The following is a 14,732-nucleotide window of genomic DNA, read 5'->3' as shown; positions in this document are numbered from 1 at the left end:
AAAAATAATTGGAAATAATAAAAATAAGAACTGGAGTTAATAATGAATAAAACATCTCTACTATTTCTATTAGGAGCGATAGGTCCGGTAGGAAATGCTTTCTCTATGTCAGTAGATATTGAGAGTAACGTTGATGACAGTGTTATCTTACTTGGAAAGATAAATAATGAACTTGCAACAAACTATGTGGATGACAAACTTATTGACTTAAAGTGGGTTAATAAGGATGGGGAAACTATTTCAAATAAACCTTATTTAATCCCTAAAATCTCGATGGGTGACGTGCGTTTTTGCGCATCGACCGAACGTAAATCCATGTGCTCAAAAACATGGCGTAGTCGTAGTGCCTTGAGATCCTCTGCTTCACCGCAGTTTACCGCAGGTAACTCGGCTAATCTAACGGTACGAGTTCTCGATAATGATTCGTTAAAGCACGAAGAACCGGCAACGTCGATCAGCAACTTCGATATTATTAGTGGTCAATTTGGTTTCCACTACACAGAACAATTGGATCAACATGGTCATGTTGTCGCGAATATGATCAGCTACGGTCAGCCATCAATTTATTTAACGCTACCTTCCATTGAATCTAGTATGGAGTCGATTAAAGCATGCTCGGTGGGTGGGTTCTATCTTGATGAACCAACGTACATAGAGTCATGTACAGCAAGTTATAAAATAGATAGCTCCCCTGTGATACCTGAACCTGAAGAATCAGTGGTATGCTTATATCAACACCCTAACTATAAAGGGAAAGAAAAATGTTTTAATGAAGAACAGATTAATCATTCAATGGATATGAGCTTTCCCAAATTTCCTCACCTAATGGCGAATTACGGATTGGTAGACTCGAGTAGCCTAACTATTAAATCAGGCTACAGAGCGACAGTTGGAAACTTTTCTGGGCATAATTCTACAGTTAATGAAACGTGGAACAAGTCAGCGGCATACTTTGGTGATGACCTTGGAGACAAAGGTGAACATGTATTTATTGAAAGGGATGATACCTACGGTTGTTTCTTTAAGCATCATGCGCTTCACTATGGGGAATTTGAAAGGGCAGCTAACCAGTGCGTGGCAGTAGGGGAGAAAATAGACCAACTTACGACTTTAAAGTCTGGGCTTCAGCGTACGTTATCCACCATTACAATGCATCCTGGCCTTGCTATAACGTTATATTCGGATCTAAATGGCAATAGTAAGCTTGGCACTTACAATCAAGCACGATTTTGGACAGGCTCTGGCTATCCAAATGATCGAGCGAAGTCGTTCAGTATTTCCGTCGATAAAAGCTACAGCTTCTATCTAGTAAACGGCAATACGCTGTTGCGTAGCCTTGAAAACAGTAGTCTGGCGTTAAAGAACCTAATTACAGAGAAAGGTGACTTACACTTGGTCACGTCTGATGGTCATTGGACGAGAAACTTTGTCCTTCCAGACGGTGTTCCTGAGTACACGAGAGTGAAATTCAAACGTAACTCGACTTATCACTTTAATGTCGTTAATGGTGAGACAACATATACGCCCAAGCGTGGAGAGACTCTGGTTGTCACTTATATAAATAATCGTTGGGTCTTGAGTGGAGATAAAACGGTAAATAAAAGTGATTCGTTCTCGATCTATAATAGTCTTTATAACGGCTGTTTTGATTTTAGAGGCGGAGCAAGCTCTAAGAATAACCTAGTTATCCAAAATAACTGTCACTCTACAGGTGCCCAGAAGCTCATTTATGATGATGCAACTAAGCAAGTTAAAGTGGAAGGAACGAATTATTGCCTTGATGTGTACGGAGGTCATAATGGCCACCGTCAACCGGTTATTGCCTACCAATGTCACAATGGTAGTAATCAAAAATGGGAGTTTGGGGCAGATAAAACAATTCGAACTTTGCTTGGTGGTACGCGCCGCTGTTTAGATGTCGATCAGCATCGAAGAGACTCGGCAGGCAACGCAACGTTAACTCTTTGGAGTTGCTCTCCTGGTTCAAGAGACCAGCAGTTTGTAAAACGTAACCTTTAGGTACTCTAGCGACAAGTAGTTTTCGAATGGTGGGAGTTTTGGTGCCTCTATCGTCCTCTATAAGCACTGTGAGTTAAGTAGTTAAAAGGTTCCTATTATATAGGAACCTTTTCATTTTATGTTACTTGTATTTTGAGTGAGTTTTAAATATGCCGACGTTTAAGTAAGAATAATCGCACTTAAAACTGTTACGTTTTATTATATAATACAATGTGAACTATATAGCTGAGCACCGTATTTAATGAACATATCTAAGTCTTTAATAATATTATTACTTCTCTCCCTAAGCAAAGGTGCCTTTGCCTTAAGTAGTGGGGAGTGCACCTTCACAAACCAAAAACTAACATACTCCGGCGTTAATTTACCTAGTTCGAACGAAATTTATAAAAATGGTGAAGTGTTAGGGCAGTTAGTACTTTCTACTAACTATACGTGTAAAACCCACTCGATTACAAATAATTCAGTCGTTTTGCAGGTTGGTACTCGTGGGGCGGCAGGGAGTTACATTAGTGACAATAAATTCCGAAGCAATGTAGGTGGTATAGTACTAGAAGGTACTTTTATGGTCGGGGGAGTTGCGGGGGTTAATAATGAAATAATCTTTTACCAGTTTAAAAAGCCATCCTATGGAAATAATCAAGATATTAGTGGCACATTCAACCAACCATTATTCAATGTGATTAAGTCTGGTGAAATTACAAATGCGAACTCAGTGGCACTGAACCTTGAAACGCAATATAAGTTAGCTAGCTTCATATACAATACTGGTGGGAGTGCCTATATTAGTACTTCAAATGTCCCTAACTCTCAACAAATCCCTGTATATAATGCATCCTGTAGCGTCACGCACCCTACTAGCGTTGAAGTTCCAGCCTTAGTTAAAGGGGTAAGAGATGAGGTAAGTAGCTACTTTAATATAGCACTAAATTGCACGGATAAGTCAGTCATGCAAAATAATGTGCAGTTGACCGTCACTCCAGTAAATATGAGCAATCTGTCATTAAGTGCTGATAAAAGTATATTATTGTTCAATGACAATAATCAGATGGTGTTAATGACGATTTTCAACAATATTGGTATGGAATCACAGATGATGTTCTCAACAATGTATGAGTTTAGTAATAACACTCAGGGAAGTAGCTTCACCATTCCTATGCGTGCCCAATTCCAACTTGGATCTTCATCGGGATACGGAAACTTTAGCTTTCAGACCCAGATATCTGTCCGATACAATTAATTTAGTAACATATCCATCAATGTTTTTGACGCATTTCCCTTAAAGCGAACTTATAAGCTCACACGTGACGTCACAAATTATGAAGCAGTTTTTAAAGTCATAGAGCAATCTATCACGTTATATAAATAATAAATTAGTGTCCAAGCATATGCATATCAATTGTAATCGAGTTGAAAGTTTAGTTTGAAACTGAAGTCGCCAGTGTGGCTGCCACTTCCTGCAGTAAAATTAGCTCGTAGAGGGAAGTTAAACGTATTGGTGTTAGTTGGATTTAGAAATAAATAACTGTCCCCAAAAAGTAAAGCGGCTGAGGAGCTGTCATTTCTAAGACTTTCAATATTCATTACGACTATAGGTAAATCATTACCGCCGTAGTATAGTGAATTTGTTTTATCGCTAGATGTGGAGACGTTTGTGCCGCTAGCACTGAACCTCCATTCGAAATTATTCTGTATTGTGGTTGCGTGTGTACATACGAGGTTGATGTCAAAGTCGATAGACTTGCTCCTTCCTTTAATCAGGTTTCCGATATTCTGGTTAGGTTGGTAGTTAAGCTGACATGTAGGGTCTACGAGTTTTACCTCTTGAGATTTTGGGAATGTTGAACCAGTATTAAATGTATCAGAAGATGTATTCTCGCCCCTAAATACGAGAATTTGGTAATTTCCGCTTAAGCCAATTTGAGCTTTTGTTGCCATAGTGGAAATCGTGCCTGTTTGGTAAACTTCAAATAAACGAAAGTTCCATGTTGCGGTTATTTCTGTATTGAGAGCTGTTTGTGATGTAGGCCACTTCCATAGCCGTACACCAGTACCTGGTTGTCCCGCAATTCGTACTGCTTGACCAGCGATTGTGTTACCAACTAAGTTAAGTTCAACTCCATCAATATTACTTCTAAAACGTGTACCACTAATATGGGAGTTATGACTGTTATTTAGGCCCAATTGAATAGATGTACCATCTGTTGCCGTCGTATAAGTACGGCACGTGTATGGCAGGTGTAATTCTAAATAACCTAGAAGTCTTTCATTTCCTCCGCTCAAAGGGCCAATTGTAATATCTGAACCAGTGTATGTAATTGTAGGGTTAACACTACATTGACCAGGTTGCAGAGCGAAGGAAGGAATTGATATCGTGATTAGAATTATTAAATAGATTAATCGCATTTTATAGTAACCTTTGATTTTAATGTACTATTTTTTCACAAACCATGCGAAAGGAAATATGATATTTTAACAAGTGGTTGCCCTAGTTTATCTTGATCTCTATACGAAGAACTAATATCGAGCCTTTGTAAATCAATACCATTTTCAGTATAAAAAACGCGTAGTCGTTCCACTCTTTTTTCTCCTAGCCACTTGTTGTAATTTGCCGTCCCACCTTTAGAATGCTTGTTAACGATACGAATACTCACGTTTGGGTGTTGGTGAAGATACTGGATACTCTCTTTGAGCACTTTTTCGTTAGTAATATAACTCGAGTTTACTTTGAATACGTGTGTAGCCTCGATAATGTCCCTTTGTGGTGGGAGTGTGGACTGCACAACCAGGTCTTCTACCGGTTGCTTACTTGTTGTAGGTTGCGGTTCTAAAGTTCTAGTACGAACTGCCTCAGAAGCAGAAAGAGCCCAAGTAATACCTAAAATGAACTCTGGAAGTACCCTTACGGAAGATTCTTTTTTGACAATGGCTGAAATACCACCAAACAGCGTGACATCGCTATCTAGCTGGTGTTTTATGACGCCAGAAAAACCTGTTCGAAATGGGTTGGTCTCGTCTTCATACTGAATGAATGGTCCGTAGAGAAACGAACTATCTGAAGAAAACTGAGAATGACCAAATAAAGAGACGCGAGCTAACATGTGTTTACTGTTAAGCTGCGTGTTGTTGTAGCCAAGGCGAGTTTCAACCACTAAAGCCGGTGCTATACCCACCCCATAAATAACATTAGGAGAAAAATAGTCGTTGGTTGGTTGGTAGCCCGCCGAAAAACCGAAATAGTCGCTATTTTCTTTGGTGGAAAATATCGTGTCGGCAGCTGACCATGCTCCCGAAGACATGGTTAAACAAATACTAAAAGTTAACAGTTTGGATTTCACTTAAGCCACCATAGTCGTTGATAATCCCGAATTCCAAAGTGATATTCTTCGAATGTAATTCGCTTGGCACCGCATACTTTTGCTGGCCAAAAGGAGGCGTCATTTTGAATCTGTCATCGAGTATTTTTGAAGCGTTACCACTGATTACCTTTAGGTGCCCAAGGCTTAGGTAGTAAGGGCTATTATTTGTTGATTGAAGATACTTTTTGCCATCCTCTTTTATCACTTTCCAAGAAAGGTTGTTCGCTGCATCGATGAGCCCTGCCATATCAAACTGTTCAGGGCGTACAATGACCTTTATGCGCGTTCTGACGGCGATATTTAATTGGTTTTGGTCCGTTTCAGACTTTTTGGGTATCTCTTGCACCGAAAGGAAGAAGATACTCTCTCTGTCTTTAGCGAGTTTGCTCTCAATAGGTAGAATTCTCACAAACCCTTGCTCGTTGGCCCCTAGTTTGAAGATGGGGGGGGTAAGTACTAATGGGAGGTTACGAGTGTTTTCATCGCTGTCTTCTATCCATGACTGAACCAGATACTCCCCAGCAGAATCGTTGATAATGTCGACTTGATGTTCTTTGGTTGTTGTTATTATTTCCCTTGTGTTAATAGGACGCACACCCGCGTGTGTTTCCATAATTGGTAAAAGACTGACAACAATAAGTAATAACGATCTCAATAACATATTTCTACCTAATTACAATTTTGCTCAATGATGTCCTGCAAACTATTGGAGTCCGGACTAACACGAATTGAAAATTCACAAAGACCAGAGCCAACAACGAATGTTGCCGATTGGTCGGGCTTAATTCCTGACAGATAAACGATATTGTCGGTTCCAACAAAGGACATCTCGTCAGATTGGTTATCTAATAAAACAACAGGCTCTCCAAATAAATTTACGTCTGTATTGAGTTTCACCAGTACGCGTTTACCGACGCGGGCTTTTAGATCGACTAGCACGGTTGCACCTCGTCTTGGGACGTAGTTCTTACTGAACTCCACGAGCTGAACGTCTGAGTTATCCTCTGCATTGATATAGACTTTATTGGATCCATAATCATTTGAGTAAGGAATAACGGCGAGACCGTCTTTGTTGGTTCTTAGTGTCGGGTTGTGGTTGACAATAAGGTTTTCAGCGTCTTCCACCTTAACCACGGCAGTGGTTTCCCCCAAATATTGAGCTGCAACTGCGCCACCCTTATAGATGAGCAGGCCGCCGTTGGCGCTCAGGCTTCCGGATGTCGTTTCTCCGTTGGATTCAACATTCGCGGAAAACTGCCCATACGGAGTCGAGTTTCGTACCATGGCAGAGACCGACGTATTACCAGTTTTGGTATCATTCGATGTTTGGCTAACGGTGGTACTGTAGTCGTAATTTCCGGCCCTTCCGTTATACGATAACTGATTGTTGAGCGCACCTGTGTTCTGTTCATGTGTCGAGGAGAACACCACGCTAGAGTCGTTATTTTTCCCAAATGGTACTGAGAGAGATAATCCGATTCTTCTGTCGCTGTTTATTCCATAATTGGCTTGCACAGTATCGCTAATGGTGTAGTTCAATCCTACGGAAACCCGACCAAGATTAAAGTTTAGCGAAGAGTAAAGTGACGTACCACTCAGCTCCGAATTATGGTAAGTATCATATTTATAGGATAAGTACAGCGTCGCCTCGCTGATTGGCTGATTCACCGATATTTCAAATCGGTTTCGAAGCCCAAGCCTTGTTTTGCTATTCGCATCGACGTCTTTTGCGGTAGCGACATATTCTTCAAAGCTGAGAAAGTCGGGAGAACGATATTGATAGCCAACCAATTGTAAACTTGTTGCAGAGCGATAAAACTGCTTTGCATACAAGCTCTTCAAGATGAATCCGTTGTGTTGACGATGGTCGTTAAAGCTGGTGTAGCGCGTTGCCCCAGTTTCAAAAGACATCGCTCCAAACTGACCTAAATCGTAAGTTACGCCTAGCTCGCCATAGTAGTATTGTTCTGACAGCAAAGATGAAAACTTAGGTGTAATTACGCCCAATCCATACTCTAAGCCACCAGTCAATACAGCGGGTTGAATAGAAGCGCTCGAATTACGGTATTGGCCAGCAGAGACAGCGTAATTAAAACTGCCCTCACGAAGTAGTGATGGCAGTTTGGTAAATGGTATGGTTCGGCGTCGAATCTGACCATTGCTTTCTTCAATGACCAGTTCTAAATCGGCACCCGTGCTTGAAACATCAAGATCATTAATTTCGAATTCACCAGGCGGTACCACTCTGCTATATAGCACTAGACCGTTCTGGAGCACCGTGACTTTGGCGGAGCTTAAGGCGACGTCTTTTAGAACCGGTACGTAATTGTTCCAATGCGATTTGTACATTCCCGTCGCTTTTACGAGGCTTAGACCTGTCAAAGGTAGTGAACCGTTAATAGCAGAAATGTTACTGGTTCGGATTTCACCGAAATTGGCTCTAGAGGTAATACTATCGATATCTCTATATACGTAAAAGTCGCTCAGATTAGCGCTAAAAATATTGCCATTTTTGTATAGGTTTCCCCCTCCTTTTAGACGCCACATACCAAATGTGGCCAGTCCTTGAATCCCAAGGTAACCATTTATATCGGATGCGTTGCTTGCTCCACTAATATAAGAATTATAGTTCAGCTTAACGCTATTAACGCCTTGGTCCCATTTAGAAGGTGGGGTTTTCAATTTTCCATCCTTCTTTTCGATATTGATGTCTGGGACGCTAAGTACTAACAATGATTGTGAAGAAATATAGTTGGCCGTCGCCATTGGACTGATATCCGCCGCGGTATAGCAGCTCTTACCGACTTCAGGCACTTTGATATTCAAATCCAGAAGCTGAGTCCTAGAAAGGCACGACTGAACATCGTTGGTAGCCGATGGTTTGAACTCGATCAGCATACGTTGCGTACTAAGCCCATTGAGCTCAACATCAACCATGTGCTTTCCAGGCGCAATAGCTTGTTCAAACCAGCGTGTGTCAAGTTTCTCCCCAGAGATGTCGCTATTCATAAAGCTCAAGTCGAACTCTGAGCCGAGCGCTTGAGAAGAAAGCAACAGTGGGATAAAACGTAAAAAATGACGATTCTTCATGCTGTACCGATAGAAATCAGGGAGTCAGTTCCGAAGAGGAACTGACTCCGGGTGGTATGCGAATGCGATAAATTTAGTTATATTCGATGGTGTAATTTGCTACTGAAGTGACGGTACCCGCAGTAGGTGCTGAGCCACTTACATTGACATAAGCTGCGTTGAAATTGAGGATGTAAGATTCTGCAGTGGCGGTGCTGATTGGTAGCGGTGTTTCGTCAGCTTTGTTGCTACCACCGTTGATGTCGATGATACTTGTGCCATCTTCTTTAAGTAGTTGGATCCCAACGCCGCTAGCGGCACCAGTACTCGCGGTGTTTTTCAAAACGTATTGGTTTGCCGGATCACCTGTGCCAGAGAAAGCGACGCGCATTTTTTCAGCAGTGGTTGATTGGCTCTTACAATCGGTCAGTGTGATGGTAAATGCCGTCATACCAGCTAGGTCATCTTTTGTAGTACCAATACTCCCCGTAGTAATGCTGGGCATTGTTACGTTTAAGCTGGTGGATGCGTTACCACCACCGGTCGCCCCCCCTGTTACCGTACACGAAGCTGCCGTTACTTTGCCGTTAAACGTTATTGTACCGTCAGCGGCGAAAGTACCTGCGCTCGCAAGTAAAATGCTACTTGTAATCACGCTCTTTAATAAAATGCTAGTTTTCATTCGATATATCCTTCTAGGAACTTTAAATTTACAATAATACCTCGATACAGATTAAATATGCTCCATAACAAAGGTGTGAGTTATTTTACTCAATATCATAATATTCGTAAGACGAATTGATGTAGGTGCTTGTGGTATTATTCCTACATTTCAGGTTTGGAGTATATCTGAAGAGCGTTATGCATGGTTTAATTAGGTGTATTAAATGTTCTTCGCGTTAGGTAAGAGATACAGTGGATGTGAGAAATATACTTTCTTGTATTCGATAATAATCTGGATAATAGGTTGTTCTAGTTGTTAATAATTAATGATAAGGATTGCGACATAGGTAGACGACAGAAGAAGTATCATAAATGTAGCGCAAGATATATTCTAGTAATGATAAATTTAGCTGTTAAATTAGGTGTAACCAGTAGATTAAATAAGAGCTACTGGAGTTAGTGGCTTAAACATTACTTTCCGATTATTTATTCTTGATTGGAGGGGACTTAAATATCGTTGCTATAGTGTCATACACAATGTTTGTCAGCATCTCATTTTGATGAGCATTGTAGTAAAGTCCGACTATCAATCCTTTTGTCGCCAAACTCCAGGAAACATAGTGGAGTTGATGATACTCAGCAATTATTTTAGGGACAATAAACCCGAGCTCTTCACGTTTAACTATCTTAATTGCTGTGCTGAGATTATCGACGAAGTGCGTATAGCGAATGTCGATGTCATTTTTTGCCGCGATACTGGTCAATACTTTTTCTACGTCGTTCCAGTCTTTTATACTGAGAAACATAAAGCTGCGGTCACTTAATATAAGTTCAATTTGTTTGTCTTTATCCTCTTCAGGGCAAACGATAGCAAGGTCATATGCAATGATACGGCGATACCTCACATTGCCGGGGTGATCAACCAAATTAAAGTGGATACCAAAGTCGATCTGCTCATTTTGAAGCTGATGGTTAGAGGCAGAATCCCAAGTGACCAATTCAATTTTTGCATTTGGGAATAAGCTAGAAAGCTGAACTGAGAGCTCATCGCCGTAGAGTTCCATTATAATATGCGCGATCGCAATTTTAATACGCTTGTTGTAATTTTCTTTGATAATGGTGTTTTTAGAGGTAAGTGTATGGCCGATGTCGTTCAGCAATCTTTCGATATCTGGCATGATATTACTGACATATTCAGTCGGTAACATGCGATTGTTTGAGCGCATAAACAGTGGGTCGTCGAGCTGTTCTCTCAATTTGGAGAGATCTTTACTCACTGAACTGGTCGTTTTGCCTAGTTTTCTGCTAGCTTCAGACAAGCTTTGTGCCTTGAACACTTCTAGTAATGAATATAGCAATTGAATATTTTCCACTTGTTTCATAGGGTTCAGTAGCTCTCAATAATTATGATTACAGTCTGTAGTATATTTCGTACTTGTTCGGTCATCCAGTCTTACATCGAAAATTAGCGTAAACAGATAGAATTAAGGAATATTATTTCTGGTTTGGCTTTTATGTAATGCGAAAGTTATACGATTCATTTTTTAGGCTAGTGGTCCTTGTTATTTCTCTCCTCTTTGGTGTGAGCTATGCATTTGTCGGCATTGAAGTCGGTACCGATGATTTTAATAGTGATGGTTTTAATCAAATGAGAAAAACTCGTTTGTTTGAGCAAGGTTTCCCTAGTTTAGGAGCATCGGTAAGGGAGGGAATCAAGATGTATGCAATCGTGGGATGGACAATAGCAGTATCGAGTTTGGCGTTAATGATATTCACATTTAAAGATTACTGGCGCTTAAAGCGGCTAACTTCAGATAGTCCCAATTGGGCGGCCAGCGTGATTTCACAGTTGCCGAGCCTAATAATTCTTGAAGGTGAATCAGAGAGAGGAGGGAGTAACTGTCCCTATTATTCGTCATGCCTTAAAACTGGGGGCTGTCATATACAGCAGCAGATCGCAGGTCAGGAAGATAGTATACATAACCTTAGAGCAAGTAATATCAAAGGATGTGAGTTTGGGTTTATTGATAAAGTTCGTGTCACTAAGAGAATAATACCGAATAGTAGCAAGATACTGACGATTGTCGATGATGTGAGTTCAGAATATGAGCAGCGTGCTGCATTAGAACAAGCACACGAATTGGCGGAGCAAGCGGTACAGAGCCGCGAGCGTTTTCTAGCGACGATGAGCCATGAGTTAAGGACGCCGATTGCCTCAATGATAGGCTTACTTGAACTGCTTTCTTTTGAGAATAGTAATATCGCCGATGATTATAAAATTAAGAGCTTAATGTCATCGGCAAAAAATTTACAATTATTAGTTAATGACATTCTTGATTATAGTAAATTGGATAGCCAAGGGATCACTCTAGTCGAAGACTACGTGTCCTATACGGATTTGCTTGGCGACTTAGTACGGTTGCATGAGGCATCTGCAAGAGAACGTGGGTTGGTGTTCGAAACAGAATGGAGTAACAACAATATAGAGCATATATTGATAGACGACCTTAGACTAGGCCAAGTGGTTAACAACGTTTTATCAAATGCGGTGAAGTTCACTGAGCAAGGGAAGATCAAAGTCAGCGTTGCTTTAACTGAACATGAAATTAAAATAAGTGTTAATGATACTGGAATAGGAATTAGTGCTGACAAACTCGAGTCAATTTTCGATCCTTTTCGCCAAGCCGATGACTCGATTGAACGCCAATATGGGGGGACAGGTTTAGGCCTCGCGATCGTCAAGAAATTGATTACCTTGATGTCTGGTTATATCTCAATTGAGTCAGCAGAAGGAGAAGGAACGAATGTCACCGTATCTTTGCCAATAAAGAGCTATAAACATAAAACGACGAAGATATGCTTCAATTATATTGGGAGTAATGCATCTATAAAAAACTGGTTTACTTCTTGTGCGGATAAAGATAACTGTATAAAAATCGTCGACTCATTGAGTGAAATATCAGCGCATGATGATAAAGAAAAATTCATACTGATAAACAATGACCGTACAGGTATGGGTTTTAACAATGAGTCTGGTATTTGGGAGATAAGCACAGAGCCTTTTTATCCAGACTTGTTCTATAAATGCAAAGAAAAGATAAGTACATCAATGGGTGGCTTTAGGAAGGATGGTGTTCATACTCTATCTGGACTTAGAGTATTGATCGCGGAGGACAATCCGATTAATCAATATATGTTAAGTGAACAGATGGATTTACTGGAGATTAATGCGGTAATTGTTTCGAATGGAATTGAAGCCAAGAATGAACTACAAAAAAATGGAGAGGATTATGACATGTTGATCACGGATGTTCATATGCCAAAGATGGATGGAATATCTCTAGTTCGATGGGTAAGGGAGACGTTGTCATCATTTAAGTATAAACCGATACTGGGTTGTACAGCAGAACACTCAAAGTCACTTAGGGCTAAGATGCTTGAATTTGATGATGTCATTTTGAAGCCATTTGAAGTGAAAAAATTATTCGATGTTATTTCTAGTAATCGCTCTAAGTACAAAATATCAAAAGGGAGAAGTAACAATAAAATTGCGAGTTATATATCGACGCTTTCGACAGATAAAAGAAGGAGGCTACAGAATATATTCTGTGAAACGATGACGAGTGACCTTTCTCTACTTAAATCCGCTATAGACGAGGAAGTCATCAGAAAAATAGCTCATAAAATAAAAGGCGGTTCTAATTCGATTGGAGAGTTTGAAATCGGTGACGTCGCCGAACTACTAGAAAGCAAATGCTTGGAATCTAAACCTATTGAAGAGGTTATAGAAAGTAAAGGTATTCTGGTTAGAATCTTATCAAACAGGTTACAAGAGATTGGATATAGTGATGTATAACAGTATATTATTAATTGATGACAGTAATATTGATAGGGAAGTGACAAGTGTCTACTTAAGTGATTTGGGAGCAGGAACCATTCAACATGCAAGTAATGGAGAGATAGCATCAAAAATTCTTGCGACGGAGTTGTTTGAGCTCATTATTTGCGATATCGATATGCCAGTTTGTGATGGATTGGACTTTATTAAGCGACTTTCCACCATCGACAAATCAGTTCCTATATTAATGATCAGTTCTATTGCACAGGGTTTTTCTCAATCTGTTGTGCTAATGGCCAATCAGCTGGGGTTTAAACATGTGAATTTTCTACAAAAACCCTTTTGTATCGACACTTTGGAGGAAATGCTGCAATCATTGATGTTGAGCGAGAGTACCAAACCAGGTATCCAAAATGATGAATTTCAGCTACATGAATTACTTACGGCGCTATACCGAAATCAAATAGTGAATTATTACCAGAAAAAGGTCGCATTACATTCAACGCAGGTTGTTGGCTATGAAGTACTTTCTCGATTTGAACACCCGATTCAAGGCATTATACCAGCGGCAAGGTTTCTTACGAGTGAATTACCAACAAGTTTTTATTGCCAATTATTCTTACTTAGCTTAGAAAAGGCAATCCGTTATTGGGAGTCAGAAGATGTCGATGTGCCATTTTCTATCAATGCACCACCTGATATATTCTCAACACCAGGAATGGTGAGTTCGATTATAGATTTGTTGGAGTCTTATGATTTTGATTTTAGCAAGGTAATTATTGAGATAACGGAAGGTCGTAGTTATCTATTAGATAGTGCATTTTTATATGCATTTAATAAGCTAAGTTTGGTTGGAATTAGGTTTTCAATTGATGATTTTGGAGAAGACCATGCGACGTTCCAAAAACTAGCTAATTTGTCTTTTTATGAACTCAAGATATCAAGAAAACTGCTTCTTTCAGGAAGTGAAAGTGAAAAGACATACGCACTAATCAAAAATATCGTGTCAGTTTGTAAAGAGCTTAATATTCAAACCGTGGCTGAAGGTGTAGAAAATCATGATTTATTAAAGCTATCTCATGATTTAGGGTTTGATATATGCCAAGGTTTCTTGTTGGGTAAGCCACACCCTAAAGTATAGAGGTTTAATGAATGAATATATTGATCGTTGATGATCATCCGTTAGTATGTGCGGCGTTAGAAAGTGTAATAAGAGACAGTTTTTCAGATGCAGTGGTGGAGCAATCATTTAGTGCCAAAAAAGCGCTGGCTTACTTGGCAGAAAATAAAATACATATCTTAATATTAGATATAGAGCTTGGTGATGATGACGGGTTTGATCTACTACATAAGGCTAAACGGTTTGGTTTTGATGGAAAAGTGATCATAATCTCCAGTAAAGATGAAAAACTGTGCTCGGATCTCGCGATTAGTACTGGCGCGTCGGGATATTTGGACAAAAAAGAAAGTGTTTCTCGAGTTGCAGATGCGATTAAGGCCGTCAACAGTGGATATACTTACTTTCGTCAGATGTCATCAAATTCTTCACAGCGAGGCAGTTCAGTTAAGCTCTCAACCCGAGAAAGTGCTGTGCTTAGATTACTGTTAGATGGTCATACGAATAAAGAAATTGCACGGAAAATGAATATTAGCGAGAAAACAGTGAGTACCTACAAGCGTCGAATTCTAGATAAGTATGATGTTCGTTCTGTTTTTATGTTAGTAAAAAACTCTAGTTACATTCTCAGGTGATTTCCTTTTCGGAAAACTAGGTTTTCCTCCAGGTA

The 14,732-nt window shown here is 40.0% G+C and carries 11 protein-coding genes; 5 read left to right on the top strand and 6 right to left on the bottom strand.

Annotated elements, in window-relative coordinates:
- Positions 1-42 precede the first annotated feature (42 nt).
- Both L4D05_RS09725 and L4D05_RS09720 read left to right on the top strand, forming a co-directional pair.
- The gene (locus L4D05_RS09725) at positions 43-2,019 is read left to right on the top strand and encodes a ricin-type beta-trefoil lectin domain protein (protein WP_428793806.1); all 1,977 of its coding nucleotides are present in this window, start codon (positions 43-45) and stop codon (positions 2,017-2,019) included.
- A 241-nt stretch (positions 2,020-2,260) separates the two neighbouring features.
- Positions 2,261-3,256, top strand: coding sequence for a hypothetical protein (locus L4D05_RS09720; protein WP_428793805.1), 996 nt, complete (start codon positions 2,261-2,263; stop codon positions 3,254-3,256).
- 155 nt (positions 3,257-3,411) lie between these two features.
- Here the strand turns inward: L4D05_RS09720 and L4D05_RS09715 are convergent, their stop codons facing one another.
- The 6 genes from L4D05_RS09715 to L4D05_RS09690 all read right to left on the bottom strand — a co-directional run bounded on the left by L4D05_RS09715 (position 3,412) and on the right by L4D05_RS09690 (position 10,489).
- Complete coding sequence (locus tag L4D05_RS09715; protein ID WP_428793804.1) at positions 3,412-4,422, bottom strand: hypothetical protein; 1,011 nt, start codon at positions 4,420-4,422, stop codon at positions 3,412-3,414.
- Positions 4,423-4,457: 35 nt separating this feature from the next.
- Positions 4,458-5,354, bottom strand: coding sequence for an OmpA family protein (locus L4D05_RS09710; RefSeq protein ID WP_428793803.1), 897 nt, complete (start codon positions 5,352-5,354; stop codon positions 4,458-4,460).
- Positions 5,329-6,036: a fimbrial biogenesis chaperone gene (locus tag L4D05_RS09705; RefSeq protein ID WP_428793802.1), complete on the bottom strand. Its 708-nt coding sequence runs from the start codon at positions 6,034-6,036 to the stop codon at positions 5,329-5,331. Before L4D05_RS09705 ends, L4D05_RS09710 begins: the two co-directional genes overlap by 26 nt.
- 8 nt (positions 6,037-6,044) lie before the next feature.
- Positions 6,045-8,465, bottom strand: coding sequence for a fimbria/pilus outer membrane usher protein (locus L4D05_RS09700; RefSeq protein ID WP_428793801.1), 2,421 nt, complete (start codon positions 8,463-8,465; stop codon positions 6,045-6,047).
- Positions 8,466-8,538: 73 nt separating this feature from the next.
- On the bottom strand, positions 8,539-9,126 hold the full coding sequence (locus L4D05_RS09695) for a fimbrial protein (protein WP_428793800.1): 588 nt from the start codon (positions 9,124-9,126) through the stop codon (positions 8,539-8,541).
- Positions 9,127-9,589: 463 nt separating this feature from the next.
- On the bottom strand, positions 9,590-10,489 hold the full coding sequence (locus L4D05_RS09690; RefSeq protein ID WP_428793799.1) for a LysR family transcriptional regulator: 900 nt from the start codon (positions 10,487-10,489) through the stop codon (positions 9,590-9,592).
- Positions 10,490-10,626: 137 nt separating this feature from the next.
- Here L4D05_RS09690 and L4D05_RS09685 point away from each other — a divergent pair, with 137 nt between their 5' ends.
- The 3 genes from L4D05_RS09685 to L4D05_RS09675 are packed head-to-tail and all read left to right on the top strand — an operon-like array spanning position 10,627 to position 14,697.
- Entirely contained in the window at positions 10,627-12,963 is a 2,337-nt protein-coding gene (locus tag L4D05_RS09685; protein ID WP_428793798.1) for a hybrid sensor histidine kinase/response regulator, read from the top strand.
- Entirely contained in the window at positions 12,956-14,086 is a 1,131-nt protein-coding gene (locus L4D05_RS09680) for an EAL domain-containing response regulator (protein WP_428793797.1), read from the top strand. The genes L4D05_RS09685 and L4D05_RS09680 overlap by 8 nt, the downstream gene beginning before the upstream one ends.
- Before the next feature lie 11 nt (positions 14,087-14,097).
- Positions 14,098-14,697 carry a response regulator gene (locus tag L4D05_RS09675; protein WP_428793796.1) on the top strand — a complete coding sequence of 200 codons (600 nt, stop codon included), beginning with the start codon at positions 14,098-14,100 and terminating at the stop codon, positions 14,695-14,697.
- Positions 14,698-14,732: the final 35 nt, after the last annotated feature.

Origin of the sequence: Vibrio nomapromontoriensis, assembly GCF_050337205.1 — a bacterium.
In the GTDB taxonomy this organism is placed as follows: Bacteria; Pseudomonadota; Gammaproteobacteria; order Enterobacterales; family Vibrionaceae; genus Vibrio; species Vibrio nomapromontoriensis.
Note: the sequence above shows the minus strand (reverse complement) of the source record. Positions and strands in the feature narration are given on the sequence as shown.

Coding starts and splice junctions, on each gene's coding strand:
- L4D05_RS09725 (WP_428793806.1), top strand. CDS start 43: ATGAATAAAACATCTCTACTATTTCTATTAGGAGCGATAGGTCCGGTA.
- L4D05_RS09720 (WP_428793805.1), top strand. CDS start 2,261: ATGAACATATCTAAGTCTTTAATAATATTATTACTTCTCTCCCTAAGC.
- L4D05_RS09715 (WP_428793804.1), bottom strand. CDS start 4,422: ATGCGATTAATCTATTTAATAATTCTAATCACGATATCAATTCCTTCC.
- L4D05_RS09705 (WP_428793802.1), bottom strand. CDS start 6,036: ATGTTATTGAGATCGTTATTACTTATTGTTGTCAGTCTTTTACCAATT.
- L4D05_RS09700 (WP_428793801.1), bottom strand. CDS start 8,465: ATGAAGAATCGTCATTTTTTACGTTTTATCCCACTGTTGCTTTCTTCT.
- L4D05_RS09695 (WP_428793800.1), bottom strand. CDS start 9,126: ATGAAAACTAGCATTTTATTAAAGAGCGTGATTACAAGTAGCATTTTA.
- L4D05_RS09690 (WP_428793799.1), bottom strand. CDS start 10,489: ATGAAACAAGTGGAAAATATTCAATTGCTATATTCATTACTAGAAGTG.
- L4D05_RS09685 (WP_428793798.1), top strand. CDS start 10,627: ATGCGAAAGTTATACGATTCATTTTTTAGGCTAGTGGTCCTTGTTATT.
- L4D05_RS09680 (WP_428793797.1), top strand. CDS start 12,956: ATGTATAACAGTATATTATTAATTGATGACAGTAATATTGATAGGGAA.
- L4D05_RS09675 (WP_428793796.1), top strand. CDS start 14,098: ATGAATATATTGATCGTTGATGATCATCCGTTAGTATGTGCGGCGTTA.